Consider the following 24,809-nt stretch of genomic DNA (forward strand, 5'->3'; position numbering starts at 1 on the left):
GCCGGTCTCACCACTGCCGGCCGGGCACCAGCACCCTGGTGAGGGCCGGCAGCGTGGTCAGTACCCGGCGACTCCCGGCGCCCGGCTCGACGGCGACCAGCTCGGTCCGCTCCCGAGTCCATCGGGTCAGCACGACATCGGCGCCGACGATGCCCTCGTACACCTCGGCGGAGCCCGTCGCGACCGGGGCCAGGTCGATCCGCCCGGCAGGCTCCCCGGAACGGACGTCGACCCCGAGCAGTGAGCTCGCCGGGATCGCCGGCATGCCCTCGGGCAGGTCGGTCGGTTGCAGGTCCGGCCGGCCGACCTGCACCCAGACCCGGGCCGGCGTTCCGCCGCCGTCCACCAGCGGCACGATCGCGGTGAAGGACTCGCCGGGACCCAGCTGCCCGGGCCGCAGCACCGGCACGGTCCGGGTGGCAGCGGTGTCGATGTCCCGCACCGTGACGGCCAGCTCCGGCCGGGCCCTGGCGCCCGGGGCGACCGGGGTCAGGTCGACCAGGACGAGGTGCCGGCCGTCGACCAGGGTGACCGCGTCGGTCAGCGGGGTGGCCGCCACGTCGAGCCGGCGCAACGACCCGTCGCGCACAGAGAGCACCGCGAAGCCGCGGCTCGACTGCGACAGCTCGGCGAGCACCACTGCAGCCGAATCCGTGGACCAACGCCACAGCTCGTACCCGGTCGGCACCGCCCGCTCCGTCGTGTCGGTCAGGTCCCGGATCCACCACTGCCCACCCCGGCGCGCAGCCAGCCACCGGCCGTCCGGGGACAGCGACTGGTTGACCGGGCCCACGGTCGCCGGGGTGCGTCCGACCCGGAACTGCTGGCCCGCGCGGGTGACCAGGTGGATGTCGCGCTGGCGGAGTGGGCCGGTGGCCTCGTCGAAGCCGCCCGGCTGCTCGACGTGGTACAGGAAGGCGGCCGGGCCGACCGCACGGTCGGGCGGGAGGTCCGCCAGGGCGGGCGGGGGAACCACGCGCGCCGGCAGGCCGGCCAGCAGGTCCCGGGGCGCCACGGCGGGAGCGGTGGCCTCCGCCGACGGGCCGTCGGTGCTCGGTCGCAGGGCCAGCACCCCGGCCGCGCCGCCGGCCAGCACCCCGGCCATCAGCACCGCGAGCCACCCGCGCCCGCGTCCCCGGCGCGGCGTCGGTTCCTCCACCGTGGATTCCATCCCCGTCTCCCCCGTTCCGGGCGGTCGCCGACCGCCTCGGGCACAGCGAAGCCGAGGCCGGCGGCGCCGTCAACGCGGTGGTGCGATCCGACGCACGATGTCGACCTGATCGAGACCGGTCAGGGTCGGGGCGCGGGTTCCACCCGGAACACCGGGTACCGGTGGGCGACCGCCTCGAACTGCGCCAGCGGGGCGCGCCGGTCGACCGGCAGATGCGGCCGGGCGCCGGAGGTCAGGTGGAGGTAGCGGCGCAGGATCGGGGCGCGCCGGGCGACCTCGACCTCCCGCAGCAGCACGTGCTCCCGCCCGCCGTGGCGCAGCACCGCCCGTCCGCCGGCGGCCCGCACGTTGCGTACCCAGTTGGCGTTCTCGCCGAGCATGGACACCAGGTAGCGGTCACCGTCGAGGTCGGCCACCACCACCGGCACGGCGATCCTGCGGCCGGTACGCCGCCCGCGTACCTCCAGGGTGACCGCGCGGGGCGGGGCGAGAACCCCGGTGGCGAACTGGGCGGCGTCCACCCGGTTCATCAGCCGGGCCAGCCGGTTGGGGCGGTCACCCGGGTACAGCCGGCGCTGGGCCTCGTACAGCAGCTCCACGACGCGACGCACGTCCACCTCCTGCGGTCCCACGTCGAGTCTGCGCCCGCCGCCCCGTCCGGGCAGGGCGTTGGCCCCGGCCGGTGCTCCGAAGGCTTCACGCCGGCGAGCTGGTCGGCCGATCAGCGTCGCCGCATCATGGGTCCGGTGGTCGTGCACCCTGGCGGGCGTCACCCGTCGTCGCCGGTCCGGTCCGGTGCGGCGGTGGCGGTCGGGCCGGGCGGCGGCGAGGGCCGCACGAACGGCAGGGTGATCCCGTCCCGGTCGAGCACGGCGACATAGTGGCCGAGCAGCTCGTCCAGCTCGGCGCCGAGGTGGTCGGCCCACTCCCAGGCAGCCACCAGGTCGCCGGCGCGCAACGCCGTCCGGACCAGCTCGACGTCCTCGCGCAGCACCGACAGGCTGTCGCCCTGGATCAGCACGCCGGGGAAACGGCGCGGGGGCAGGCGCAGCACGGCGGCGTTGCCCCGCTCGTGCAGGTCGACCTCGATGCGTTCCACCCGCCGACCGTAGCCGCCGTCAGCCCTCGGCGAGGACCTCCCGCAGGCGGGCGGCGAACCGCTTCGGGTCCTCCACGAAGCCGATGTGGCCACCGGGGAACATCGTCGGCGCGGTGCCGAGCGCCTCGGCCAGCGCCCGGGAGGTGAGGTCGCAGACCTGGCCGGTCGACTCCTCGCCCAGGCCCACGACGACCCGGGTCCGGCCCTCCCGCAGCGCGGTGACGTCCGGCTGGAACCGGGTGGTCCCACGGATCATGTGGACGTACTGGAAGTGCTCGTCGGCGGCGACCTGCGGCTCGGGTTCGCCGCCGAACATGCCCTGGACCACCGGCTCGGGCAGCTCGATGTTCGCGTTGGCGAGGAACTGCCGCCCCGCGCCCAGCCGGTCCCCGGCCAGGTACGTGGCGATCATGGCGTTCTTTCGGGCGAAGCGGTCCTCGCGGTCGTCGAGCAGGCCCAGCAGCGGCGGTTCGTGCGCGATGACGGTGTGCGCCCGCTCCGGGTGGGCCTGGGCGAGGGCGAGGACGGTCACCGCGCCGCCGCTGGAGCCGAGCACGGCGGCCGGGCCGGCGTCGAGGTGGGCGATCAGCCGGGCGACGTCGTCGGCGCGCAACTGCGGGGTCGAGTCCTGGTGCGGGTCGTGCAACAGGCTGCGGTTGATGCCCCGCGGGTCGGTGGTGAGCACCGTGTGGTCGGCGGCCAGCAGGTCGGCCAGCGGCGCGAAGGCCCCGGCGTCCATCGGGGCGGCGACCAGCGCCACCAGCGGCCCCCGTCCGCGTACCTCGTAGTGCAGTCGCCCGTCGGGGACCTCCAGGGTCGCGGTGGTGACAGGTGCGGTGGATGTGCTGCTCATCGGGTCCTCCCGGGTCATGGCGTGCGCGTTCGCAGTGGAGACTTCCGTCGTACGGCAGAATCGTCGCTCGTGAGGGCTGTTTCTCCGCGCGTCGCCGACGACGCCCGCGGGCTGGACCGGGCGCGTGAGGGCGACCAGGCCGCGTTCGCCGACCTGGTGGCGCCGCTGCGTCGGGAACTGCACGCGCACTGCTACCGGATGCTCGGCTCCGCCCACGACGCCGACGACGCCCTTCAGGAGGCGCTGCTGCGGGCGTGGCGCGGGCTGCCGCGCTTCGAGGGGCGCAGCTCGCTGCGCTCGTGGCTGTACACGGTGGCCACCCGTACCTGCCTGGACGCGGTGGCCGGGCGGGCCCGCCGGGCGCTTCCGGTCGACCTCGGCCCGGCCAGCGAGCGGGCGGTGCTGGACAGCGCCCCGGCGGGCCACGTCGCCTGGCTGGGCCCCTACCCCGACGCCGGGCTCGCCGACGGTCCGGCCGCCCCCGACGTACGCTACGAGCAGCGCGAGGCCGTCGAACTGGCCTTCGTCGCGGCCCTGCAGCACCTGCCGGGCAACCAGCGGGCCGCGCTGCTGCTCTTCGAGGTGCTGGGCTTCTCCGCCGCCGAGATCGCCACCATGATGCGCACCTCGGTCACCTCGGTGAACTCCGCGCTGGCGCGCGCCCGGCGGCTGGTGGCCGACCGGGTGCCGCCGGTCAGCCAGCAGCGGACCCTGCGCCGCGTCGACGACACCCGGCTGCGGGAGATCGTCACCGGCTACGCGACCGCCCTGGAGAACGGCGACACCGAGGCGCTGGTCGCGCTGCTGACCGAGGACGTCACCTGGTCGATGCCGCCGCTGCCGCAGTGGTACCGGGGCCTGGCGGCGGTCACCGACTTCGCCCGCGAGCTGCCGATGACCCGGTGCGGGAGCTGGCGGCACCGGACGACCGGCGCGAACGGGCAGCCGGCGGTGGCCTCGTACCTGCGCACGGAGGGCACCGGCCCGTACCTGGCCTGGTCGGTCAACGTGCTGACGCTGCGGGACGGGCGGATCGCCGAGATCACCTCGTTCCTGGGGGCCGAGCACTTCGCCGGGTTCGGGCTGCCGGACTCGCTGCCACTGGTCGGCGCGGACGGCAGCGGCCCGCCGCCCCGGTGACCGGGGCGGCACGAATTAGCTGTCCCGCCGGTGGTCCCGGCAGTCGGGCAGCTAGCCGATGCGGTCGAGGAAGCCCAGCACCCGCTTGGTGAGCAGCGCGGCCGCCGGCTCGTGGTAGGAGGGCAGGCTGCTGTCGGCGAACAGGTGCTGCGGGCCGGGGTACAGGAACAGTTCGGCGTCCGGGGCCGCCGCGACCAGGGCGCGGGCCGCGTCGAGGTCACCCTCGTCGACGAAGAACTCGTCGGCGTCCATCCCGTGCACCTGGACCGGCACGCCGGCCGGCCACTCCCCGCCGAACTCGGACGTCGGGATGCAGCTGTGGAAGAGCAGGGCGCCCGTCGCGCCCGGTCGGGTCTGGGCCAGCAACTGCGCCGGCATGACCCCGAGCGAGAACCCGGCGTACACCAGCCCGGCGGGCAGCCCCTCGGCCGTGAGCCGGCCGCGCTCCAAGATCACGTCGAATCCGACCGTCCGGCCGTAGTCGAGGCCCTCCTCCAGGGTGTCGAAGGTCTTCCCGTCGTAGAGATCCGGGGTGTGCACCGTGTGCCCGGCTGCCCTCAGCCGGTCGGCGAAGTCGCGGACACCCGGTGTCAGCCCCTGCGCGTGGTGGAACAACAGCACCTCAGCCATGCGACGTCCCTCTCCGTGGAATCTCCTCGTGCGCGCCGTCCAGGATGATGCCCCGCACGTCCGACATTCTGGCGAGCCGGTACGGCCCTGGCCGGCCGGTAAATCACGGGCGCCGCCGTCGGCTCCGGCGGTACGGTCCGGCGATGCGGGATGCGGACGGATACTTCGGCGAAACGGTGGCGGCGACCTACGACGACCGGACGAGCGAGATGTTCGACCCCGCCGTCGTGGCGGCCACGGTCGACGTGCTGGCCGAGCTCGCCGGCGCCGGCCGGGCCCTCGAACTGGGCGTCGGGACCGGACGCGTTGCGCTGCCGCTGGCCGCCCGCGGTGTGCCGGTACACGGCATCGACCTCTCCCGGGCAATGGTCGACCGGCTGCGCGCCAAGCCCGGCGGCGACGCGATCGGCGTGACGATCGGCGACTTCGCCACCACCCGGGTGGACGGGACCTTCTCCGTGGCGTACCTGCTCTTCAACACGATCATGAACCTGACCAGCCAGGAGGCCCAGGTGGCCTGCTTCCGCAACGCCGCCGGGCACCTGGCCCCCGGTGGCTGCTTCGTGATCGAGGTACTGGTCCCCGAGCTGCGCCGGCTCCCGCCCGGCCAGAACGTGGTGCCCTACCACGTCTCCCCGAGCGAATGGGCGTACGACGTCTACGACGTCGCCACCCAGGCGACCAGCTCCAACTACGTCCGCATCGTCGACGGTCGCGGGGAGTACCGGTCGATCCCCTTCCGGTACGTGTGGCCGGCGGAACTCGACCTGATGGCCCAGCTCGCCGGGCTGCGGCTGCGGGACCGCTGGGACGGGTGGAACCGGGCGCCGTTCACCAGCGAGAGCCGCCAGCACGTCTCGGTCTGGGAGAAGCCCGCCGACTGAGCGCTGTGCGATCCTGGCGGACACCTGTCCGGGTGAGAGCGGAGATCTGATGGCGACCCTGATCCTCGGCCGACCGCCGTACGACTCCGCTCTACTGCGGCGGATCCGGGTGACGGTGGACGGACGCCGGGTTGCCGGGCTCCGGCCGGGCCGGTCGGCGAGCCTGACCGTGGAGAGCGGCCAGCACGTCGTCCAGGCGAGCCTGGACTGGACGCGCAGCGAGGCGCTGACCGTCCGGGTGGGTGATGGGGAGACGGTGGCGCTGGAGGTGTCGTGCCCGGTCCGCGCCTACTGGCAGACCTGGGCGGCACCGTCGCGAGCGCTGGACATTCGGCGGGTCTGAGCTGAACGACGTCGCCCGGGAGCGGCACCTGCCTTCCCCGGCCTGGCACCACGCACCCGACCCGGTCACGATGATCTGAGCAACGGGCGCGCCACCTGCTCCTGCGCGGCAGTGCTGCCGTGCCGCTCGGACCACCTGCTGCGTGGTCCGGTGACATGATGGGGCATGCCCGCGATCGAAGTGGTGCTCGGTGACATCACCGCCGAGGACGTCGACGCCATCGTCACCGCGGCCAACGAGTCGCTGCTGGGTTGCGGCGGTGTGGACGGGGCGATCCACCGCGCGGCCGGACCGCGACTGGCCCGGGCGGGTGGCGCGCTGGCGCCCTGCGACGCCGGCGACGCGGTCGCCACACCGGCGTTCGACCTTGACCCACCGGTGCGCCACGTCATCCACACCGTCGGCCCGGTGTGGGAGGGCGGCGGCCACGGCGAGGCCGACACCCTGGCCTCGTGCTACCGGCGCAGCCTCGCCGTCGCCGACGAGGTCGGCGCCCGCAGCGTCGCCTTCCCCGCCATCGCCACCGGCGTGTACGGGTTCCCGCCCGAGCAGGCGGCGACAATCGCGATCTCGACCATCAGCGCCACGCCGACCCAGGTCGAGCGCGTCCGCCTGGTCGCCTTCGACGAGGCGACGTACCAGCTGTTGACCACGGCGGCGCAGGGGTGAACCGCGATCGCCGGCCCGCGTGTCGAGCCGTGGAACGAGCCGGGCCGGCGGCGGCACCGAGGTGAGGCCGGCGATCGCCCCGGTCCGCTGAGGAACGGCGCGTCGTCGTGGCGCGGCGTCGGGCTCGCTGAGCGCTGCGGGCCTCGCGTACGCAGTTCGACAATCGCCGGTCGCCCGACCTCGCGTCTACTAGCGTTGAGCGGGGCGGTGTGAAGCCACGCGGGAGTACCGGCCCCTGCCCTGTCGCGTACCCGGGAGGGCCAGGTCGGCCGACCGACCGGGACGCCCCCCGGCGCCTGAGCTGCGCGACGCGGCTGTCAGCCGTCCCGGCGCCGACGGTCGGCGACACCCGGGGGATCGGTCCGTGATCCGAGAGGGCGGTCCGGCGTCGCGAGATCGAGAAGGCCGAAGTGGTGGATGGCGGACGCCGGATAACGCGGGAGCCGGGCGGTGCACGGCGGACCGATCTGCTGGAGCTCTTCTTCGACCTCTCGGCCATCGCCACCTTGACCCTGACCTCGGAGAAGATGGCGACCGAGCAGAACTGGACGGGTATCGCCCAGGCACTACTCGCCCTGTCGACGCTCTGGGCGGTCTGGGTGACCACCACGTCGTTCACCGACCTCTACTGCCCTCAGGCGCGACCCGTCCAGCTCGTGATCCTGGGCATCATGTTCGGCGGCATGCTGATGTCCGCCGCCCTGCCGACCGCGTTCGGCAACCCACGGTCTGGTGTTCGGCGCCACCTGGGCCGGGATCAACTGGGGTCGGGCGTTGGTGGTCATCCCGTCGCTGCGGGGCCGGCCGGAGCAGCAACGCCCGAAGCGGGTCCTGCTCTGGACCACGGTGGCCGGGACCCTGTGGATCATCGGCGGCCTGATTCCCTCCCCCGGTACCCGTCTCGCCGTGTGGCTGGCCGCGTTGGCGGTGGACTACCTCGGTTTCGGCCTGCGGTTCCCGATCCCCGGCCGACCGCCACTGCCAAAGTACGACGTGGTGCCGGAGCACCTGGCCGAGCGGTACCAGCAGATCTACGTCCTCACCCTGGGCGAGCTCATCCTGGTCACCGTCCTCACCCTGAGCGACATGCCGTTCAGCGCCGGCCGGATCACCGCGTTCGCCACCGCGTTCGTCGCGGCGGTACTGCTGTGGTGGAGCTACGCCCGGGGAGCCGGCGCCAGGCTGAGTACCGCCATCGCGCGGTCCCCGCACCGGGAACGGCTCGTCCAGACCAACCCGTACGTCCACTGGCTCATGGTGGTGGGCGTGGTCGGCATCGCCGCCGGATTCATGCGGGTCATCGAGCATCCCACGGAGCGGCCGGACGACACCCTGACCGCGCTCATCCTGGGCGGTGCGGCGCTGTTCCTGGTCGGGCGGGCCACCCTCGACCACGAGGTCCTCGGACGCATCCCGCTCTCGCACGTGGTCGGTGTCCTCGCCGCCGTCGCCCTCGCGCCGGCCGCCCCGCACCTGTCGAACCTGGTCCTGGGCTTCGGCACCATCATCGTCCTGCTGGGAGTCGCGGCGGTGGAGTTCGTCAGACGGCAGCGCTCGGACGGGTCTGCGGCCTCGGATGAGGGCGAACGCCCGCCATGCCGCCCGGAAGACCGACCCTGACGCCGGTGGCAGGGCTCCGGCGATCGCGCGGACGCTACGGCGCAAGTCCTGCCTGGGCGCAATCTCCCCGCGTTGGTCCGGCGACGACGGCGTCGCTTGGCGTTGAGCTGTCGCCGGTCTTCTGCCGACACCGGTGCGTCGATGTATCTCGCTTGCCCGGACAGATCTTGGCCGACAGGATGCGGGACATGCTTGCCGATCTGTGGCCGCTGTACGGTCTCACCATCGTCACCCCGCACCTGCAGCTGCGCCTGCCCCGCGAGGAGGAACTGGCGGAGCTAGCCGATCTCGCAGGTCAGGGCGTGCATCGTCCCGGCGAGCGGCCGTTCCTGACCCCATGGACCGACGGCAGCCATGCGGACCGGGCGCGGTCCGTCCTGCAGGGACACTGGGACCGGCTTGGCTCCTGGGACGTGGCAGCGTGGCGGCTCGGGATGGGCGTCTTCCGGGCGGGCCAGCCGATCGGCATGGTCACGCTTCGCGCACAGGACTTCCCGGTGGTGAGACAGGTGACGACCTCGGCCTGGCTCGGCATCGATCATCAGGGCAGAGGCTATGGAACGGAGGCGAGGGCCGGACTGCTCACCCTTGCCTTCGACCATCTCGGCGCCACCGCCGCACTGACCGAGGTGTTCCAGGACAACCACTCCTCCCAGGGCGTATCGCGCAAACTCGGCTACGAGCACGACGGAATCTCCGTCGATGCGCGCGACGGTGAGGCGGTCGTCTCCGACCGCCTGCGTCTGACCCTGCAGCGGTGGCGCCAGCAGAAGCGGCCAGCCGTGACGGTCGATGGCTTGGACGGCTGCCGAGCCTCGTTCGGTCTCTGATCCCACATCCGGATCTGCCGCCGATCGTGCGCACTGGGGCCTCGGCACACCGGTCACGCTGCGTCGGTCAGCCTCGGTGCGGTTCCCGTGCGGACATGGCCGATGAGCGTGACTCAGGTCTTCTCCTCGATGGATCGTGGCCTAGGCTGCGTCGTCATGAACGAGCCGCTCGGGTCAGGAGTCCTCCGCCATCAGCCGTTGCATGACGGGTTCGTACCGGCGCACGGGCCGCAGCAGGGCTTCGCCGAGGCCATCGACCGGCACATCGAGGAACACTTCGGGCCTGTCGAGTTCGTCTACCACGAGATTGCGCGCACCTGGTCGGCGTGCATGTCTATGTCGTGGCACCGACCGAGGAACGCCCCTATCGGACGCTGATCACGTCTGGCATGAGTGAGCTGCCGATGACGGTCCCCGAGGGCCATGGCGTCAGCCCGTACGCCGAACTGATGCTCTGCCTGCCGGCCGACTGGCCGCTGACTCGGCTGACCGGGCTGGACGACGACCCGGCCGGCTGGCCGCTGCGAGTCCTCAAGCAGGTGGCCCGGCTGCCGCACGAGTACGGGACCTGGATCGGCGAATGGCATTCCGTGCCCAACGGCGATCCCGCGCAGCCGTACGCTACGGACACCCCGTTCGCTGGAGTCGTCGTTACGCCGATGCTGCGGGTACCGCCCGAGGCTCGCACGATCGCGGTCCGCAGCGGTATCCGAATCGCGTTGCTCGCGCTGATCCCTCTGCACCCGGACGAGATAGCGGTCAAGGTCGAACACGGCACAGACGCACTCATCGAAGTGCTCGACCGTGGCCGTGTCACCGAATTGCTGGAGCCGCGCCGTCCCTCGTACGCCTGACGGCTCGATTGCACGCACTGACCGAGACCAGGTGTGCGCTTCTGCCGCTGTCTGTCAAGGCGCGCCGGTCGCTGGTCGGCTCGTCACCGTCCGTGCCGGCGGTCTGCGTGGCTATGGCATCCGGAACTGCCGATGTGCGCGCACCTGACCTTGCTTCAAGGCGCTTCTCCGATGTCAGGCGATCGCGCGGGTGCGGCAGGCTGTGGCACCGGAACCACGCTACGGCTGGAAGTACTCCGACATCACGCGGCTGACCCATTCCGGCTGCTTGATGTCGACCGGGAGGAACTCCGCCATCGTCGGCTTCAGGTCGATGACCGGAGTGCCCGAGACCGCATCGAGGCCCACCACCGTCAATTCGCGGCCATGGACGGATTCGATGGCGCAGCACGTCACCCCGATGCGGTTCGGTCTGCGGGGGCCGCGGCCAGCGAATACGCCAACGGACGGGAGGTCGGAACGGCCGCGGTAGGGACGGGGTTCGCGGTAATCGCCGTGCTCCGGGAACTGATCGAAGATGAAGAGGACCTCCACGTGGGAGAAGCCCTCCAGGCCCTGGAGGCACAAATCGCCGAAGCGCTCGTCGATGGTGATCGTGCTGCGGACGGCACCCCAGTTGTCCGTGTGCTGGACGTCCGTCCGGTCGTTCCGGACCGTACCTATCGGAGTGATCTCGAAGCTCAGCATGGGCTAGAGGCTATGCGCACCGCGCCCAAACCAGCGTCGAGGCCATCGGCGCCGCCGTCGACCACGGCCTGGGCCGCCAACGGCCGATTCTGTCACGGCTCGCACGGCAGGTGGTTGGTTCGGGCAGTCCCGACTCCTCGACCGCAGCCCGCGAACTGCTTGTCGAGCGAATACCACTACATCACACGTCCGGGATCCGGGGTGCGATTCAACATCGTGTCGTCAGGCTGACTACCTCGGGGCCGGATAGCTCTCACGCAGGCCAGCCACCGTACGGCGGTACTGGACGTCTCTCGACCCTTCAGCGCTCGCCATTGCGCGCTATGCCAGCCGCCCCGCACGGCCACCAACGTCGGGCACGACGCGAACCACACCAAGGTTCTCCACCGAGACCACTGGGCGAGCCGGCCGATCCGCCCACCTGCTCCCGTCCCGCCTCGGAGCCAGACAGCGCTTCCGCAGGTGCCCACGCCGAGTAATCGAGCCCGTGTGGACGGACATCGTCGCCGCTCGCCCTGACAGCGCCCGACTAGAATTCACGCCACATCAGGCGCGACCTGCCGATTCTCGGTGTCGCTGCCACTTCCAAGTCTTGCAACTAGCCCATCGTGAACCCGGTCAACGCGCCGTCCACGCGGCGTGGCAAGCAGACGAGTGACCAGGTCCACTCACCGCCATGGGATCGACGACGGATCATGTGCTACGGTAACGGAGTTGCAGTTTTGATTTCCGTAGACGTTTTCCGGCGCCTGATGGGGCATCTGAAACCCATCCAGGCGCTTTTCGTTTTCGTGTCGTTTCGACGCGGGTGATCAACGCGGCGGCGTAAGGGTCCGCATAGTGCGGTCTCTAACAGCCTGCGAAGGAGCAGACATGACTACAGGTACCGTGAAGTGGTTCAACGCCGACAAGGGCTTCGGCTTCATCAGCCCGGACGACGGCGGCGCCGACGTCTTCGCCCACTTCTCCGCGATCTCGGCGAGCGGCTTCCGCAGCCTCGACGAGAATCAGAAGGTGGAGTTCGACATCACCCAGGGCCAGAAGGGCCCGCAGGCGGAGAACATCCGCCCGCTTTGATCCACACTCTGCGAACGGCGGCCCGACTGGTTCAGCGGGCCGCCGTTCCGCGTTTCATGCGCTCACCACGGCATCGCGAAATCGTCTGACCGGCAGAAGGCCGGCCATCTCGGTGTGGAGCCAGCTCAGCATTGCCCCCGTGTTCTCTTCTCTGGATCGATTCGGACCTCGGGCGCTAGTCTGCCCAGGCCGACTGTCAGCTCGCCCAAGGCGCGCCTCTGGCTCATGAACCAGGCAGACACAGACATCGACCTTTATCGCTAACGAGCCGAATTCCCCATCGCCGCCTCCCTGACGGTCGAGGCACGTACGGTCGCGGTCCAGGTGGAGCACACCATGGTCGGACTCGACGCCTCGCCTCCTGATGACTGTCAGACAGCCGGGACCCGGAGTGCACGGCGTTACATCCTGAAGGGTTGATGACTATGACGACGACCTACTCGGGTCCTGCGAGGCTGATCCTGGTCGACGGCGCATGCATATCCGGCATGGCTTCCCTCAGTACCAACCAGCGCGGAGGACTCAACGGCTGGGGCGGCACGTTCCGTCCGGACGAGATCACGACAGACCTTCGCGACGCAGTCGAAGGGCTGCAATTGGAACTGCCCTACGATCGGATGGGGATAGTCGCCGTCACCGGCATGCGCAAGCTACTCGCCACGCAGGTGTTGATGTCGTTGGCAGGCCGCGGACCCGCACCATTCTGATCGTGCGCCGCACGGCCGCCGCTACATCGTCGCCGCGACGCGGTCACTCTGCTCTGGCGCGGCGACCAGGGCAGGACCGTGTTGATCGGTAGACTCTGCCAGGAACCGTTAACTCTCATGCCGCGATCTGCGCGCTACGCAGCGTCACGCCGAGCTGGCCCGGTTGCCGTCCGGACGTGCCGATGAGCGTGCGGCATCCGAGTCCTCACGTCTGTTGAGAAAGCATCTGCCATCCGCGCTCCTGCCAGGACTCGTCCCGGCGCCGAAGCGCCCCGGCACGATCTTCGGCCGTGGACTGCGCGAGCTTGGCGTCATCCGCGCTCATCCAGCCGTTGCGGCACGCCTGTTCGTATTCGTCCCAGTCCTCGATCTCGACACGCGAATCCCGCTCGTGGAGCACTGGGTCCAGTTCGAGATCGATATACCGCCAGCATGCTTCGGTACCCTCCGGCGGGAGGCACACGTCGATCTCAAGCCGTCGATCAGCAGGATCGCCGACCCACCACGCCACCCACGGACGGCCCGCCGCGAGCAACACCACGACGGGGACCGGAAGAGCGCCACTGTCATGCGGAGCACCCCATGGTGAACCGGCCGGGCCTCGCAGCCACGTCCCGTCACGGTCCTGAAGGACCTGCTGGAGATCAAACCAGAAGACGCCTCCGGGGCGTTTGATCTTGCACAGACGTACGCTCCCGCTGTTCTGAACCACGCCCACAGGAGCACGCTAGGGGCAAACGAAGTACGCCGCGACCCGGCGCACCATGGAGCGTCCGCATCTGCCGCAGACCGCGCGCCGGTGACCGGATCTGCCGAATTGAGTGCGTTGCTCAGCACAGTGCCTTCCTGCTGCTAGCCGGGAGAGATCCGGTACAGGACGTGCCGGCGGAGCCGATGGTCCAGCGGTACGTGGGGTGGTCGAAGTCGTCGGCCAGGTGTTCTGTCCTGGGCTGTTGATCCCTGCCGCTCCACACGCACGTGTCGGTTCTGCCGAGGACGCGGCACGCGACATGACGACGGTGACACATCGTGGGATGTTGATTACAAGGGGTGTCGCGTAGAGGTGCCGTGCGGCTACCGTGACCACGGCATCGAATCATGTACCTGGATCATTCGGTCAGGAGTGACGATGACGACGACCCCCGCCGTGGACCTTCCGTTCCTCGACATCACCGCGCCGGACTTTCGGTTCGACTCTCCCGCGGTCGCTGCGGCACGCGAGGCGAACTGGTGTGCCATGACGCCGATGGGACTCATCGTGCTGCGCCACGCCGAGATGCACCAACTGCTCCGCGACCCGCGGCTGGCGCAGAGCGGCGAGCGCTACCTGGAGCTGATGGGCATTTCCGACGGACCGCTGTACGACTGGTTCGTGCCGATGATCCTGCACCAGCGCGGCGCCGACCATCTGCGCCTGCGGCGACTGGTCAGCAAGGCGTTCTCGCCACGGATGATCGAGGGCCTGCGGCCGTTCATGCGTGACACCGCGACGAGTCTGACCGCGGCGATCGCCGAGCGGGGCGAGTGCGAGTTCATGGCAGATTTCGCCGACCCGATGCCGGTGCGGGTGATGTGCGCGCTGCTCGGCGTACCACCGACCGATTACGAGTTGTTCCGCCGCTGGTCGACCGATGTCGGACTGGTCTACAGCTTCACCCTGCCGCAGCTGCGTACGCGGGTGGAGGAGGCCGTCGTGGGGCTGCGTGCGTACGTCGACTCACTGATCGAGCAGCGCCGCGCCGAGCCGCGGGACGACCTCCTGTCGGCGCTCATCGCCGCCGAGGAAAGCGGGGACCGGCTCAGCACTGAGGAACTGCGCAACCTCTCCCTGACCCTCGTGTTCGCCGCGCACGACACCACCCGTAACCAGCTCGGTCAGGCGCTGGCGACGTTCAGTGAGTACCCCGACCAGTGGCGGCTGCTCGCGAAGCGCCCGGAGCTCGCGCCACAGGCCGTGGAGGAGGTCATGCGATGGGCGCCGGCGGTACCGACGATCTTCCGGTTCCCCGTCGAGGACCTCGACGTGCACGGTGTCCACGTCCCAGCGGGCACCTTCCTGCTGCTCGGCACGCACGCCGCCAGCCGAGACCCGCTCGCCGTCGACGACGGTGACCGTTTCGACATCACGATCCACCGGCAGGTTCCGCACCTGACCTTCGGCGGTGGACCGCACTACTGCATCGGCGCACCGACCGCCCGCGTCGAGATGGCCGAGTCGCTGATCGCGCTCAGCAGTCAACTGGCGCCGCCGTCGATAGCCGGCCCCGTCACCTGGCGTCCGCCCACCGCCATCCATGGACCCGAGAACCTGCCGCTCCGGTTCGGGCGGCGGTGAGCATGCACCGCGCCTGGATCGTCGGCGGCACGGCCGTCGCGCTGCTCGGTGCCGCGACCATCGGGGCGGCGCGCGCGGCGGTCGCCAGGATCGAACGCAACCCGGACCCCTTGCCGTATGACCGGCTTGTTCGGGAGCCGCAGGGCGAGGAGGTGCTGGTCCCGCGTCCGGACGGAACGGTGCTGCGCGCGATCGTGACCGGGGACGGCCCGCCGGTGGTGCTCGCCCACGGATACGGGGCCTCGCTGCTGGAGTGGAACGTGGTGTGGGACACCCTGGTCGCCCGCGGTCACCGCGTCATCGCCTTCGACCAGCGCGGCCACGAGCGGTCGACGCTCGGTTCCGCCGGTACCGGCTCGAAACTCATGGCGGCGGACTACGCCGCCATTCTGGAGCACTTCGACGTGCGTGACGGCGTGCTGGTCGGCCACTCCATGGGCGGGTTCATCGCGATCCGTGCTGTGCTCGACCACCCCGAGCTGGCCCGGCGCCTGCGCGGCCTGGTGCTGTTCGCTACCTGGGCGGGCCGCATCCTCGACCAAGCACCGCAGAATCGGCTGCAGATTCCGCTGCTGGAAACCGGTCTTCTGCAGCGGCTCGCGCGCACTCGTGCCGGTGGTGTGCTGTTCGGAGCCGCGCAGTGCGGCACCCGGCCGTCGCCGGCCATGATCTCCGTGTTCCGGGACGTCTTCGTCCGTCAGAGCCACCAGCCGCTCATCCCGATCGTGCGGGCCTTCAGCCGAGAGGACCGTTACCCCCGGCTGAGCGAGATCACCGTACCGACCGTCGTCGTGGTGGGCTCGGCGGACCGCTCGACGCCCCCGAGCCACTCACACCGGCTCGCCGCCGGCGTGCCCGGAGCGCGGCTGGTGACCGTGCCCGATGCCGGACATCTGCTCAACTGGGAGGCGCCCGATGTCCTCGTCGAGGTCATCGCGTCACTCCAGCAGTAAGCACCCACGCGGCTGACCGGACCCGTGATCCTGGTGGTGAAGGACTACCGGCGCGGGTCCTGTCGTACCTGGTCAGCCCGCGGCGCCCGGCGAGGTGCGGACCTTACGATTGCTCTGGCGGCCGCACGTGCGGAGCCAGGCGTTCTCCCGCAGCGAGGTCGTCGCGCCAGTAGCGGTAGACCAGGCCGAGTAACACCTCAACCGACCCTGCTGCGACAAGGCAGGTAAGAAGATCACCCCCGGCCGGTGCGTCGACGTCGAAGGCAACGATCACTGGTGGTTCTTCACCGACGTGCCGACGCACGAGTGCGCGCTCGTCGAGGGTGGGTTCCCGGAACCGAGGATCCCGGAACTGGGTCGGACAGGCCAGGTATGCGACGTCTGTGAAGACCACCTCGAGACCGTGGTGGTAGGTCAGGTCGTGTCCGGCGGCCAACCGAAGCTGGGAGCCGTCGAAGTGCAGCGCGTCCCAATCCCACCAAGATCCCTCAGGCAGTTCGATCACACCGCCGATCCTCCCATCGGTGATCAATCAACAAATCGAGCCAGCGTCCGGATCTGCCGCTGATCGCGCGGTCATGCCGATGTGCGTGCGGGGGGGCTTGAGGGGTCGCAACGGCGATGAGTTTCGTTATGGTGTCCAGTCTGTACTCCCATGCGCCCGATCTCCCAACTCTCGGGGAGAGCGTCATGACCGCTACGTACAGGAGGCAAGCGTGAAATTTCTTCTCACGTCCGCGGGCGTCAAGAACCCGAGCATCCGCGATGCGCTGGTCGACCTGCTGGGCAAGCCGATCGCCGACTCCAGTGCCCTCTGCATCCCTACGGCGGCCCACCCCATGGGCGGGCCAGCCTCGGCCTGGCGCTTCATCACCGGGCAGACGCCACTACCCATGTGCAACCTGGGCTGGAAGTCGCTGGGCGTCCTCGAGCTGACAGCGCTGCCCAGCATCGGCGAGGAGCGGTGGGTCCCCTGGGTCCGGGAGGCTGACGTCATGCTCGTGGCCGGCGGCGATGCGACGTACCTGTGCCACTGGATGCGGCAGTCCGGGCTGGCGGATCTCCTGCCGTCGCTGCGGGACACCGTCTGGGTGGGGTTGAGTGCTGGGAGCATGGTGCTGACCCCCCGGATCGGTGCGGACTTCGTCGAGTGGCAGTCCGCGCCCGACGACCGCACACTGGGGGTCGTCGACTTCTCGATCTTCCCGCACCTAGGTCTCGAGCCGGACAACACCATGGCTGGTGCCGAGAGATGGGCGGCCGAGATCGCCGGTCCGGCGTACGCAATCGACGACCAGACGGCCATCAAGGTGACCGACGGCACCGTCGAGGTCGTTTCCGACGGGCACTGGAGGCTGTTCCCCTCGTAGTCGCGGCCAACAGTGATCGGCGTGGCGAAGCGCCCGCTCATGCCGCGATCTGCGCGCTAGGCAGCGTCACGCCGAGCTGGCCCGGTTGCCGTCCGGACGTGCCGATGTGCGGATGCTTGGTGCCGAGAAGAAGCGTCACCCGTGAGCCGATGCTTCGCGTGCGTCGAGGAGTTCCTCCCAGTGTTCCTGAGCCCAGGCGCATGCGGCGGCCATCGGCTGGAGCAGGCTGCGGCCCAGCGGGGTCAGTCCGTACTCGACGCGACGCACCGGCTCGGGGTGGCTGGTGCGCTTGATCAGGCCGTCGCGTTCCAGCGTCCGTAGTGACTTGGTGAGCGCTTTCGCGGTGATGCCACGCAGCGGGACTCGAAGCTCGGAGAAGCGCCGCGGCCCGCGCTCCAGGCACCGGACGATCATGCCGGCCCACTTGTCGCCGACACGGATCGGCGACAGATCGGAGGGGCAGACCGGGTCGAACATTTCGGGGTCCAGGGGCGTCGTCACGGCCCCACGGTAGCCGGTATCCGATCGGTAACCGCGTGCCCGGATACGGTCTGCGGCGGCGTCGGCGATCGGGCCGGCTCAGGGAGGCGAGGTATCGGATGGGCAAGATTGTGGTTTTCGGTGCGGGCGGCCGGGCCGGACGGGCGGCCGTCGCCGAGGCGCGCCGACGTGGTCACCAGGTCACCGCAGCCGTCCGCGATCCAGGCAGGCACGGCGGCCCATCGGCCGACGGCGTGCAGCTGGTGGCCGGTGACGTGACCGACGGGGACAGCGTCGCCCGGGTCGCCGCTGGACACGATGCCGCGATCAGCGCCGTCTACGACGCCGCGGCGCAGCCCGACACCTTTTACATCGGCGCCGCCCGCGCCCTGCTCGACGGACTGGCCCGCGCCGAGGTGGCGCGGCTTCTGGTGGTCGGCCTGGCGTCGGTGCTGAAGACCAAGCACGGGGTGGCGCTGATGGACACGCCCGGCTATCCGCAGGCGTACCGCTCGTTCTACCTCGCCCACGCCGCCGGTACGCAGGTGCTGCGTACCGCGACCACCGGGGTGGACTGGCTGGTCGTCAGCCCTGCTGGCGACTTCGACCACGGCGGCGCACGCACCGGGCGGTACCGTACGGCGATGGCCGACGCGGCCAGTCGCGTCTCGTACGCCGACCTCGCCGTCGCGCTGATCGACGAGATCGACACCCCTACGCACCACCGGACTCACCTGGGCGTCGAGGCCGCCTGATGGCCGAGGAAGTCTCTGACAGCCCGAACCCCTGGGTGGCCGACCACATCCGCCGTTTCGTGGAGACCAACGGCAACGCCCGAAGCGGCATGAACGACCTGTTGCTGACCACGCGTGGTCGCAGGTCAGGAAAGCTGCGCCGGACCGCGCTGCTCTACGCACGAGACGATGATCGCTACGTTGTCGCCGCGTCCAACGCGGGAGCCGATCGGCACCCCGCCTGGTATCTCAATCTCGTCGCCGATCCCGACGTCACCGTGCAGGTCGGGGCCCAGACCTTTCCAGCGCGGGCGCGGACCGCCACGGCCGAGGAAAGGCTGAGACTGTGGCAGCTGATGATTTCGATGATGCCGTCCTACCGGGAGTACGAGAAGGCGACCGCGAGAGACATCCCCGTGGTGATCATCGAACCTTCTCCTTGATCTGGCGCGCTCACCACAGCATCGCCTTCGGCCACGCCAGCATCGCCCGCTTTCCGCCCTCGCCTCAAACACACGCTCATGCCGCCCAGAGGGCGTTGGCATCGACCAGGTCGGTGACGCACCGTGAGGTAAAGAACCCGCTGGGCGACGTCAGAGGGGAAAGTGTCTGGGGTGGGCGATAGCGTCACCGCCATGAGCGTGCTCGACCGCCGCACCCTCAACCGGTCGCTCCTGGCCCGTCAGCTCCTGCTGCAGCGGCACGACATGCCGGCCGCCGACGCCCTTGAGCACCTGGTGGGGTTGCAGGCGCAGGAGCCCCTGGAGCCGTACGTCGGGTTGTGGAGCCGGCTGGCCGGCTTCCAGCCGCCGGCACTGGCCGAGCTGCTGCTGAGCCGCCGGGCGGTCCGCACGCTGCTGATGCGCCGCACCCTCCACCTGGTGACCGCGCGCGACTGCCTCGCGCTTCGGCCCGTGCACCAGGCAATGCTGGTCTCACGCATGTGGTCGACGCTGCGCCGGGTGCTGCCCGGCGTCGACCTTGACGAGCTGGCGAGGCTGGGCCGGCCGCTGTTCGAGGAGCGGCCGCGCATGCTGACCGAGGCGGCCCGCGCAATCGCCGACCGCTGGCCGGGGGTGGAGCCGCGCTGGCTGGGTGACGCGCTCAGCACGCTCGTGCCGCTCGTACAGGTGCCACCCCGCGGTGTCTGGGGCGAGCGCGGCGCTGCGTACAACACCACGATCGAGGCGTGGCTGGGCCGCCCGCCAGAGCCGGAGTCGCCGGCCACCGTCGACGCGCTGGTCCTGCGCTACCTCGCCGCCTACGGCCCGGCGGCCAGCGCTGACATCCGCGCCTGGTCGGGGCTGAGCGGGCTGCGGGAGTCCGTCCAACGGTTGCGACCGCGGTTGCGGACGTTCCGCGACGAGCGCGGCCGCGAGCTGCTCGACGTGCCCGACGGCGCGCTGCCCGACCCGGAGACCCCGGCGCCGCCCCGCTTCCTGCCGGCGTTCGACAACGCCGTGCTCGGCTACGACGACCGCAGCCGCGTCATCGACGCCGAGCATCGCGGGCTGAGCGTCACGGGTGCCCGCTTCCTGCTGGTCGACGGCCGGGTCGCGGGCACCTGGGCGGTCACCGTCGACGACGGCGCGGCGACGTTGCGGATCACGCCGCTGCGCGCGCTCACGACGGACGAGCGCGACGCCGTCGTCGCCGAGGGCGAGAGCATGCTGGCCATGTTTGAGCCCGAGCCACGACGCGCCAGCCGCGTCTCGATCACGGACGCGTGACGCAGGTGTGGGCGCCGTAGGGGTGCGAGACCTCGCCGCCCACGACGTCGAAGCCGGCCGCGTCCAGAATCCCTCCAGCAACCACTGGAAGGTGCTGTACTCGGTGCGAATGTTCCCGGCGCATCAGCCTCGGCCGGCCAGCAGCGTGTACCGGGTGAGCACCGCATCGAACGCACGGCCGTGCCGACGAGCGCTAGTTGCTCTTGGGTGACGGGTCTTGGGATGCTACGCATATGTCCTCCCTCCCGGCGACGTTCGCCGAAGACGTCATCGATCAGCCGGCCAAGGCCCAGTTCGAAGTGTTTATCGATGAGCACCGCCGCGCGCTCAATGACTGCTTGGACGGGCTGACCGAGGAACAGGTGCGCCGATCGCTGGTGCCGTCCCGGACCACGCTGCTGGGCCTGGTGAAGCACGCGACTTTCGTCGAGAAGGTCTGGTTCGACGAAGCCGTCACGTGCCGGTCGCGCGCCGAGATCGGCATCCCCGCGACGCCGGACGAGTCGTTCATCGTCGATGACGACGACACCATCGCCACCGTTCGGCGAGCACACGGCGAGGCATGCGAAGCATCACGCCGCGCGACGTCACCCCTCGGGCTGGACGACATGGTCCACGGCAACCGGCGCGGCCCGCTCCCGCTGCGCTGGGTGTACCTCCACATGCTGCGCGAGCTCGCTCAGCACTGCGGGCACGCAGACATCCTGCGCGAGCAGCTCCTCAGCGAGTAGCGCGCGGGGCGTCCGCACATGCCGCTGGCCGCACGCCTCAGCGGCGCAGGGCGGTCTCCCGCTCCATGTGCGACAGCTTCTCGGGATTGCGCACGGCGTAGAGGCCGGTGATGAGGCCGTCGTCGATGCGCACCGCCACGACGGAATCGATCTCGCCGGCCTGCCAGAGAATCAGCGCCGGGTAGCCGTTGACCTGTGCCGGCCGCAGCGACGCGGTGGCGGCGATCCTGCCCAGCCCGGCAACCAGCAGGCGCGCCACCTTGTCGGCCCCCACGACGGGCCGCGAGACGGCCTGCTTGACTCCGCCACCGTCACCCAGCAGAACGACATCCGGTGCGAGGATGTCGAGCAGGCTCTGCAGGTCGCCCGTCTCGGCCGCCCGCCGGAACGCCTCGAGCGCGTCTCGGGTCTCGGCCGCGGAAACGACCCCGCGCGGCCGGCGCGCCGCAACGTGTGCCCGTGCCCGGTGCGCGATCTGGCGGACCGCGGCTTGGCTCTTGTCGACGGCTTCGGCGATCTCGTCGTACCCGACATCGAACACCTCGCGGAGCACGAACACCGCCCGCTCGGTCGGCGTGAGCGTCTCCAGCACCAGCAGCATCGCCATCGAGACGCTGTCGGCCAACTCGACGTCATCGGCCACGTCGGGCGTGGTGAGCAGCGGCTCGGGCAGCCAGGGACCGACGTAGGACTCCCTGCGGCGGCCGAGCGTACGCAGCCGGGCGAGTGCCTGGCGGGTGGTGATCCGGACCAGGTAGGCACGCTGATCCCGCACCGCGCCGAGGTCGACGCCCGCCCACCGCAACCAGGTCTCCTGCAGCACGTCCTCCGCGTCGGCGGCCGAGCCGAGCATCTCGTAGGCGACGGTGAACAGCAGGTTGCGGTGGGCGAGGAACGCCTCGGTGGCGAGGTCCGGGCGGTCGTCGCGGCCGCTGCCCCTGCCACGATCGTCGGGTGCGGTCCGCGACGTGCCGACCATGGGTGACTCCTGTTCGCTCGCGACTGTGTCACCCACCAGATGCCGACCCCCGCCGTGGTGTGACACCGAGACCTTGTGGCGGGCGTCACCTGATCCCGGTGTCACAGGGACCTGATCGCCGGCATCTCGTGTTCGTCCAGTGCAGCACCACGAGGAAGGGCGGAATCATGGACGCTCGATTCAACATGCTCGGCAACGAGATCGCCGTCAAGTTCTTCAAGCGGTTCGCCAACGCCAGCCTGGTGATCCATCAGTCGCCGCTGCCGAGGTCCACGCAGGAGCTGGTGTCGCTGCGGGCCAGCCAGATCAACGGCTGCGGTTGGTGCATCGACATGCACACCAAGGAGGCCGCGGCCGCCGGTGAAACCGCGGTCCGGCTCCACCTGGTCGCCGCCTGGCGCGAGTCCACCGTCTTCACCGAGGCCGAGCGGGCCGCGCTGGCGCTCGCCGAGGAGGGCACCCGGCTCGCCGACGCCCACCACGGCGTGTCCGACGAGACCTGGGCACAGGTGCGCAAGCACTACGACGACGACCAGATCGCCGCGCTGGTCTCCCTGGTCGCCGTGATCAACGCGGCCAACCGGCTCGCGGTGATCGTGCACCAGCAGGGGGGTTCCTACGAGCCCGGCATGTTCGCCGCCGCGCTCAGCTGATCGGCAGACGGCGTCGGCCCGGCTCAGGATCAATCGATCCTGAGCCGGGCCCGCGCGTGTCCGGGCGCCACCTGGCGTTGAACTGCCGTCGACTGGTGCCTGGCAAGGGCCATCGATTCGAACACTGACGTGCGCCTCGGTTGCTGTCAGCGTTGCTGTCGGGTCGACTCGGGCGGCGAGGGCGCCTCACCTGGGTGTTTCCGCTCGCGTATCGCGTCCCACGCCGCGATCCCGGCCAGCACGGTGGTTGCGGTGCTGGTGGCGACCAGCGGCGGCAGGCGGACCATCACCGGTGCCAGAGCGGCAAGCGCGAGAAGCCCGACGACCCGGGACGCGGACACCCGGGCGAACACCTCGTACTCGAGGCGGGTCCGCCCGGCCAGGAACAGCGCGGGCCCACCCAGGATGACCGCGAGCCACAGCGGATCCTCGTGCAGCACCGGATGGTGGATGACCAGGGCGTGGCCGACGCCGGTGGCGAGGATGCCGGTCACGATGATCAGGTGGGTGTGGAACGCAGACCGACCGAGGCGGGCGGGACTGGGGATGGCCTCGATGGCGGCGGGCAACACCGCCCCGGCGCGGTGGAAATAGATTCGCCACATCAGCATCGTGCTGGCGAAGGCCACGACGCTCGGCGCCACCCGATCGGGGGTGAACTGCTCGGCGAACGTCAGTCCCGCGAGCAGAATCGTCTCGCCGAGCGCGATGACGATGAACTGCTGAAAACGCTCGGCAATGTGCTCGCCGGCGAGCTTCCAGTCTTCGATACGGGTGCGGCCAAGTCCCGGAACAGGCCAGCCGACGACGAGTCCTGTGTAGTCCAGCGCCAACGCCAGCGTCCACAGGGCCCCGCGCGCGGGACTCTGCGGGAAGAGAACCGCGCCGGCGATCCAGGGCACGGCGGATACCGCTGCCCAGCAGAGTGCCCGCGCGGGGTTGTGCCGTTCAGGGTCGCACCGGCCGAGCAGGAGGACGAGGGGCTTGCCGAGTTGAATGGCGACATAGGTGACCGCGAAGACCACGCCCCGATGGCCGAACGCAAAGGGCAGCGTGACCGCCATGATCATGACGCCGAACATGACCAGGACGAGTTCGAGCCGGATCGCCCCTTTTCGCGGATCGAAGGCGCTGGTCACCAGCGCCGCACGGACCCAGGTCAACCAGAAGGCCAGCAGCAACAACGCCGTCTGACCGAGTTCTGGCAGAACGACCCGCCGCTGTGTGGTGAGGTCCACGATCAGCCGCTCCGCGATCCGGCTGAGCGCGAAGACATAAACCAGGTCGAGAAGGAGCTCTCCCTCGCGGCCACGGAGCAGACCACGCAAGCCGCCGACCGTCATCTTCCGCCCGTTTCCGTCCGCCTCGCGCCACTATTGACGCAGTCGTACCACGTCGATCAGGGCCCCGACGCGGATAGGCGGAACCCTGGGCGGCTGACTGATCCGCTGCTCCACCCTCTCGGCGGGCCGCTGCCCGACGCGCATGTCGCGCACAGCCTCTTGCGGCGTTGGATCATCCGTCATCCCGGCGTCTCATACCACTCCGTCAAGTAGGCTGCCACGAAAGCTGCCTGCCGCGCAGCAGCTCAGGATTTCGTGACTGCCAGGGCAGATGCAGGCTTCCCGTACCCCGCAGAAGAATCACGGATTCTTCCGCGGAAGAACGCGATCGACGCGCGGCATCAGCACATCGAGGCTTTAGCCCGACCCCGCGTCATGGTCGCGCGAAGAAACATGACCGACGTTGCTGCACGGACACGCATTACTTGATCTCACATGGAGGGTTCTTGAGCACCACGGTGAAGTCTTTCAATTTCCATGTTCCCTGGGAGGGTCTGTACGGATTCAGCCAGGCGATGCAGGTCGGAGACACGGTCTACATCTCAGGGCAGCTCGCGCACGACGCCGAGGGGAACTTCGTGGGGGAGGGCGACTTCGACGCCCAAATGAAGGCAACGCTGGAGAACCTGGACAAGGTGCTGGCGCATTTCGGCGCTTCCCGACTCCAGGTGGTAGAGACCACAGTCCTCGTCGTGGGCCTGCGCGAACACTTCAACGCAGCGGCTGCGGCACACGCACGGTATTTCGGGGACCACCGTCCGACCAGCACCACCTTCGGCGTGGTGGAACTGGCTCTACCAGCCCAACTCGTGGAGATCGGGGCCGTCGTTCGCCTGGACATCGGCTCCTGACGCACGACGCCGGACGGCCTGGAGACGGCATGATCACGCGAACCACGGTTCCGCAGGGTGGGCCGTCGCAGGCAGAGCCCTTGCGC

General features: G+C 70.1%; 30 protein-coding genes and 1 pseudogene. 19 read left to right on the top strand and 12 right to left on the bottom strand.

Annotated elements, in window-relative coordinates:
• Nucleotides 1-7: 7 nt before the first annotated feature.
• From FHX75_RS07405 to FHX75_RS07420, 4 genes are all read right to left on the bottom strand, one after another.
• Nucleotides 8-1,171 (bottom strand): hypothetical protein, encoded by a 1,164-nt coding sequence (locus tag FHX75_RS07405; RefSeq protein WP_154937381.1) that lies wholly within the window; start codon nucleotides 1,169-1,171, stop codon nucleotides 8-10.
• A gap of 119 nt (nucleotides 1,172-1,290) precedes the next feature.
• Nucleotides 1,291-1,782 (bottom strand): nitroreductase/quinone reductase family protein, encoded by a 492-nt coding sequence (locus tag FHX75_RS07410; RefSeq protein WP_246157773.1) that lies wholly within the window; start codon nucleotides 1,780-1,782, stop codon nucleotides 1,291-1,293.
• A gap of 158 nt (nucleotides 1,783-1,940) precedes the next feature.
• Nucleotides 1,941-2,270: a DUF6959 family protein gene (locus tag FHX75_RS31135; RefSeq protein ID WP_211364357.1), complete on the bottom strand. Its 330-nt coding sequence runs from the start codon at nucleotides 2,268-2,270 to the stop codon at nucleotides 1,941-1,943.
• 19 nt (nucleotides 2,271-2,289) lie between these two features.
• The gene (locus FHX75_RS07420; protein ID WP_154937384.1) at nucleotides 2,290-3,123 is read right to left on the bottom strand and encodes an alpha/beta fold hydrolase; all 834 of its coding nucleotides are present in this window, start codon (nucleotides 3,121-3,123) and stop codon (nucleotides 2,290-2,292) included.
• 69 nt (nucleotides 3,124-3,192) lie between these two features.
• Here FHX75_RS07420 and FHX75_RS07425 point away from each other — a divergent pair, with 69 nt between their 5' ends.
• Nucleotides 3,193-4,263 (top strand): sigma-70 family RNA polymerase sigma factor, encoded by a 1,071-nt coding sequence (locus tag FHX75_RS07425; RefSeq protein WP_154937387.1) that lies wholly within the window; start codon nucleotides 3,193-3,195, stop codon nucleotides 4,261-4,263.
• Nucleotides 4,264-4,314: 51 nt separating this feature from the next.
• Here the strand turns inward: FHX75_RS07425 and FHX75_RS07430 are convergent, their stop codons facing one another.
• Nucleotides 4,315-4,893, bottom strand: a complete 579-nt coding sequence (locus FHX75_RS07430) for a dienelactone hydrolase family protein (protein WP_154937390.1) — start codon at nucleotides 4,891-4,893, stop codon at nucleotides 4,315-4,317.
• Nucleotides 4,894-5,036: 143 nt separating this feature from the next.
• Between FHX75_RS07430 and FHX75_RS07435 the strand changes: the two genes are divergently transcribed.
• The 6 genes and pseudogenes from FHX75_RS07435 to FHX75_RS07460 all read left to right on the top strand — a co-directional run bounded on the left by FHX75_RS07435 (nucleotide 5,037) and on the right by FHX75_RS07460 (nucleotide 9,239).
• Complete coding sequence (locus FHX75_RS07435; protein WP_154937394.1) at nucleotides 5,037-5,777, top strand: class I SAM-dependent DNA methyltransferase; 741 nt, start codon at nucleotides 5,037-5,039, stop codon at nucleotides 5,775-5,777.
• A 49-nt stretch (nucleotides 5,778-5,826) separates the two neighbouring features.
• Nucleotides 5,827-6,120: a hypothetical protein gene (locus FHX75_RS07440; RefSeq protein ID WP_154937398.1), complete on the top strand. Its 294-nt coding sequence runs from the start codon at nucleotides 5,827-5,829 to the stop codon at nucleotides 6,118-6,120.
• A gap of 165 nt (nucleotides 6,121-6,285) precedes the next feature.
• Nucleotides 6,286-6,789, top strand: coding sequence for an O-acetyl-ADP-ribose deacetylase (locus FHX75_RS07445; RefSeq protein ID WP_154937401.1), 504 nt, complete (start codon nucleotides 6,286-6,288; stop codon nucleotides 6,787-6,789).
• Nucleotides 6,790-7,202: 413 nt separating this feature from the next.
• Nucleotides 7,203-7,496 (top strand): annotated as a pseudogene (locus tag FHX75_RS32200) (low temperature requirement protein A); the annotation flags it as partial.
• Nucleotides 7,497-7,521: 25 nt separating this feature from the next.
• A complete protein-coding gene (locus FHX75_RS07455) occupies nucleotides 7,522-8,409 on the top strand; it encodes a low temperature requirement protein A (protein WP_170285307.1) in 888 nt (295 codons plus the stop codon).
• Nucleotides 8,410-8,597: 188 nt separating this feature from the next.
• Nucleotides 8,598-9,239, top strand: coding sequence for a GNAT family N-acetyltransferase (locus FHX75_RS07460; protein WP_154937407.1), 642 nt, complete (start codon nucleotides 8,598-8,600; stop codon nucleotides 9,237-9,239).
• 174 nt (nucleotides 9,240-9,413) lie between these two features.
• Here the strand turns inward: FHX75_RS07460 and FHX75_RS31945 are convergent, their stop codons facing one another.
• Nucleotides 9,414-9,542: a hypothetical protein gene (locus tag FHX75_RS31945; protein ID WP_281290799.1), complete on the bottom strand. Its 129-nt coding sequence runs from the start codon at nucleotides 9,540-9,542 to the stop codon at nucleotides 9,414-9,416.
• A gap of 38 nt (nucleotides 9,543-9,580) precedes the next feature.
• On the opposite strand from FHX75_RS31945, the gene FHX75_RS07465 reads away from it, so the two are divergent.
• Complete coding sequence (locus tag FHX75_RS07465) at nucleotides 9,581-10,093, top strand: suppressor of fused domain protein (RefSeq protein WP_246157775.1); 513 nt, start codon at nucleotides 9,581-9,583, stop codon at nucleotides 10,091-10,093.
• A gap of 219 nt (nucleotides 10,094-10,312) precedes the next feature.
• Here FHX75_RS07465 and FHX75_RS07470 read toward each other — a convergent pair whose 3' ends face one another.
• A complete protein-coding gene (locus FHX75_RS07470; RefSeq protein ID WP_154937410.1) occupies nucleotides 10,313-10,780 on the bottom strand; it encodes an SAM-dependent methyltransferase in 468 nt (155 codons plus the stop codon).
• An 873-nt stretch (nucleotides 10,781-11,653) separates the two neighbouring features.
• On the opposite strand from FHX75_RS07470, the gene cspE reads away from it, so the two are divergent.
• Both cspE and FHX75_RS07480 read left to right on the top strand, forming a co-directional pair.
• Nucleotides 11,654-11,857, top strand: coding sequence for a transcription antiterminator/RNA stability regulator CspE (cspE, locus tag FHX75_RS07475; RefSeq protein WP_013283833.1), 204 nt, complete (start codon nucleotides 11,654-11,656; stop codon nucleotides 11,855-11,857).
• A 425-nt stretch (nucleotides 11,858-12,282) separates the two neighbouring features.
• On the top strand, nucleotides 12,283-12,564 hold the full coding sequence (locus FHX75_RS07480; RefSeq protein ID WP_246157777.1) for a hypothetical protein: 282 nt from the start codon (nucleotides 12,283-12,285) through the stop codon (nucleotides 12,562-12,564).
• A gap of 205 nt (nucleotides 12,565-12,769) precedes the next feature.
• Here FHX75_RS07480 and FHX75_RS07485 read toward each other — a convergent pair whose 3' ends face one another.
• Nucleotides 12,770-13,105 carry a ribonuclease FAU-1 family protein gene (locus FHX75_RS07485; protein WP_170285308.1) on the bottom strand — a complete coding sequence of 112 codons (336 nt, stop codon included), beginning with the start codon at nucleotides 13,103-13,105 and terminating at the stop codon, nucleotides 12,770-12,772.
• 588 nt (nucleotides 13,106-13,693) lie between these two features.
• Here FHX75_RS07485 and FHX75_RS07490 point away from each other — a divergent pair.
• A complete protein-coding gene (locus tag FHX75_RS07490) occupies nucleotides 13,694-14,899 on the top strand; it encodes a cytochrome P450 (RefSeq protein ID WP_154937419.1) in 1,206 nt (401 codons plus the stop codon).
• Between the two features lie 2 nt (nucleotides 14,900-14,901).
• Nucleotides 14,902-15,852, top strand: a complete 951-nt coding sequence (locus tag FHX75_RS07495; protein WP_154938911.1) for an alpha/beta fold hydrolase — start codon at nucleotides 14,902-14,904, stop codon at nucleotides 15,850-15,852.
• 103 nt (nucleotides 15,853-15,955) lie between these two features.
• On the opposite strand, the gene FHX75_RS07500 is transcribed toward FHX75_RS07495, so the two are convergent.
• Nucleotides 15,956-16,357 (bottom strand): hypothetical protein, encoded by a 402-nt coding sequence (locus FHX75_RS07500; RefSeq protein WP_154937422.1) that lies wholly within the window; start codon nucleotides 16,355-16,357, stop codon nucleotides 15,956-15,958.
• A 211-nt stretch (nucleotides 16,358-16,568) separates the two neighbouring features.
• On the opposite strand from FHX75_RS07500, the gene FHX75_RS07505 reads away from it, so the two are divergent.
• Entirely contained in the window at nucleotides 16,569-17,222 is a 654-nt protein-coding gene (locus FHX75_RS07505; RefSeq protein ID WP_154937425.1) for a Type 1 glutamine amidotransferase-like domain-containing protein, read from the top strand.
• Between the two features lie 135 nt (nucleotides 17,223-17,357).
• On the opposite strand, the gene FHX75_RS07510 is transcribed toward FHX75_RS07505, so the two are convergent.
• Nucleotides 17,358-17,723, bottom strand: coding sequence for a winged helix-turn-helix transcriptional regulator (locus FHX75_RS07510; RefSeq protein WP_154937428.1), 366 nt, complete (start codon nucleotides 17,721-17,723; stop codon nucleotides 17,358-17,360).
• A gap of 98 nt (nucleotides 17,724-17,821) precedes the next feature.
• Between FHX75_RS07510 and FHX75_RS07515 the strand changes: the two genes are divergently transcribed.
• From FHX75_RS07515 to FHX75_RS07530, 4 genes are all read left to right on the top strand, one after another.
• A complete protein-coding gene (locus FHX75_RS07515) occupies nucleotides 17,822-18,457 on the top strand; it encodes an NAD(P)-dependent oxidoreductase (protein WP_154937431.1) in 636 nt (211 codons plus the stop codon).
• On the top strand, nucleotides 18,457-18,879 hold the full coding sequence (locus tag FHX75_RS07520) for a nitroreductase family deazaflavin-dependent oxidoreductase (protein WP_154937434.1): 423 nt from the start codon (nucleotides 18,457-18,459) through the stop codon (nucleotides 18,877-18,879). Before FHX75_RS07515 ends, FHX75_RS07520 begins: the two co-directional genes overlap by 1 nt.
• A 192-nt stretch (nucleotides 18,880-19,071) precedes the next feature.
• Nucleotides 19,072-20,166 (top strand): winged helix DNA-binding domain-containing protein, encoded by a 1,095-nt coding sequence (locus FHX75_RS07525; RefSeq protein ID WP_154937437.1) that lies wholly within the window; start codon nucleotides 19,072-19,074, stop codon nucleotides 20,164-20,166.
• Between the two features lie 233 nt (nucleotides 20,167-20,399).
• Nucleotides 20,400-20,897, top strand: a complete 498-nt coding sequence (locus tag FHX75_RS07530; RefSeq protein WP_154937440.1) for a DinB family protein — start codon at nucleotides 20,400-20,402, stop codon at nucleotides 20,895-20,897.
• 37 nt (nucleotides 20,898-20,934) lie between these two features.
• Here the strand turns inward: FHX75_RS07530 and FHX75_RS07535 are convergent, their stop codons facing one another.
• The gene (locus tag FHX75_RS07535; RefSeq protein ID WP_154937443.1) at nucleotides 20,935-21,876 is read right to left on the bottom strand and encodes an RNA polymerase sigma-70 factor; all 942 of its coding nucleotides are present in this window, start codon (nucleotides 21,874-21,876) and stop codon (nucleotides 20,935-20,937) included.
• 167 nt (nucleotides 21,877-22,043) lie between these two features.
• Between FHX75_RS07535 and FHX75_RS07540 the strand changes: the two genes are divergently transcribed.
• Nucleotides 22,044-22,529, top strand: coding sequence for a carboxymuconolactone decarboxylase family protein (locus FHX75_RS07540; RefSeq protein WP_154937446.1), 486 nt, complete (start codon nucleotides 22,044-22,046; stop codon nucleotides 22,527-22,529).
• A 146-nt stretch (nucleotides 22,530-22,675) separates the two neighbouring features.
• Here FHX75_RS07540 and FHX75_RS07545 read toward each other — a convergent pair whose 3' ends face one another.
• Nucleotides 22,676-23,872 (bottom strand): low temperature requirement protein A, encoded by a 1,197-nt coding sequence (locus FHX75_RS07545; protein WP_154937449.1) that lies wholly within the window; start codon nucleotides 23,870-23,872, stop codon nucleotides 22,676-22,678.
• 446 nt (nucleotides 23,873-24,318) lie between these two features.
• On the opposite strand from FHX75_RS07545, the gene FHX75_RS07550 reads away from it, so the two are divergent.
• Nucleotides 24,319-24,723, top strand: a complete 405-nt coding sequence (locus FHX75_RS07550) for a RidA family protein (RefSeq protein ID WP_211364359.1) — start codon at nucleotides 24,319-24,321, stop codon at nucleotides 24,721-24,723.
• Nucleotides 24,724-24,809 lie beyond the last annotated feature (86 nt).

It is taken from the genome of Micromonospora palomenae, from assembly GCF_007829925.1.
Taxonomy (GTDB): domain Bacteria; phylum Actinomycetota; class Actinomycetes; order Mycobacteriales; family Micromonosporaceae; genus Micromonospora; species Micromonospora purpureochromogenes.

Coding starts and splice junctions, on each gene's coding strand:
- FHX75_RS07430 (WP_154937390.1), bottom strand. CDS start 4,893: ATGGCTGAGGTGCTGTTGTTCCACCACGCGCAGGGGCTGACACCGGGT.
- FHX75_RS07540 (WP_154937446.1), top strand. CDS start 22,044: ATGGACGCTCGATTCAACATGCTCGGCAACGAGATCGCCGTCAAGTTC.
- FHX75_RS07530 (WP_154937440.1), top strand. CDS start 20,400: ATGTCCTCCCTCCCGGCGACGTTCGCCGAAGACGTCATCGATCAGCCG.
- FHX75_RS07420 (WP_154937384.1), bottom strand. CDS start 3,123: ATGAGCAGCACATCCACCGCACCTGTCACCACCGCGACCCTGGAGGTC.
- FHX75_RS07515 (WP_154937431.1), top strand. CDS start 17,822: ATGGGCAAGATTGTGGTTTTCGGTGCGGGCGGCCGGGCCGGACGGGCG.
- FHX75_RS07445 (WP_154937401.1), top strand. CDS start 6,286: ATGCCCGCGATCGAAGTGGTGCTCGGTGACATCACCGCCGAGGACGTC.
- FHX75_RS07470 (WP_154937410.1), bottom strand. CDS start 10,780: ATGCTGAGCTTCGAGATCACTCCGATAGGTACGGTCCGGAACGACCGG.
- FHX75_RS07495 (WP_154938911.1), top strand. CDS start 14,902: ATGCACCGCGCCTGGATCGTCGGCGGCACGGCCGTCGCGCTGCTCGGT.
- cspE (WP_013283833.1), top strand. CDS start 11,654: ATGACTACAGGTACCGTGAAGTGGTTCAACGCCGACAAGGGCTTCGGC.
- FHX75_RS07490 (WP_154937419.1), top strand. CDS start 13,694: ATGACGACGACCCCCGCCGTGGACCTTCCGTTCCTCGACATCACCGCG.
- FHX75_RS07525 (WP_154937437.1), top strand. CDS start 19,072: ATGAGCGTGCTCGACCGCCGCACCCTCAACCGGTCGCTCCTGGCCCGT.
- FHX75_RS07460 (WP_154937407.1), top strand. CDS start 8,598: ATGCTTGCCGATCTGTGGCCGCTGTACGGTCTCACCATCGTCACCCCG.
- FHX75_RS07545 (WP_154937449.1), bottom strand. CDS start 23,872: ATGACGGTCGGCGGCTTGCGTGGTCTGCTCCGTGGCCGCGAGGGAGAG.
- FHX75_RS07520 (WP_154937434.1), top strand. CDS start 18,457: ATGGCCGAGGAAGTCTCTGACAGCCCGAACCCCTGGGTGGCCGACCAC.
- FHX75_RS07405 (WP_154937381.1), bottom strand. CDS start 1,171: ATGGAATCCACGGTGGAGGAACCGACGCCGCGCCGGGGACGCGGGCGC.
- FHX75_RS07535 (WP_154937443.1), bottom strand. CDS start 21,876: ATGGTCGGCACGTCGCGGACCGCACCCGACGATCGTGGCAGGGGCAGC.
- FHX75_RS07440 (WP_154937398.1), top strand. CDS start 5,827: ATGGCGACCCTGATCCTCGGCCGACCGCCGTACGACTCCGCTCTACTG.
- FHX75_RS07480 (WP_246157777.1), top strand. CDS start 12,283: ATGACGACGACCTACTCGGGTCCTGCGAGGCTGATCCTGGTCGACGGC.
- FHX75_RS07435 (WP_154937394.1), top strand. CDS start 5,037: ATGCGGGATGCGGACGGATACTTCGGCGAAACGGTGGCGGCGACCTAC.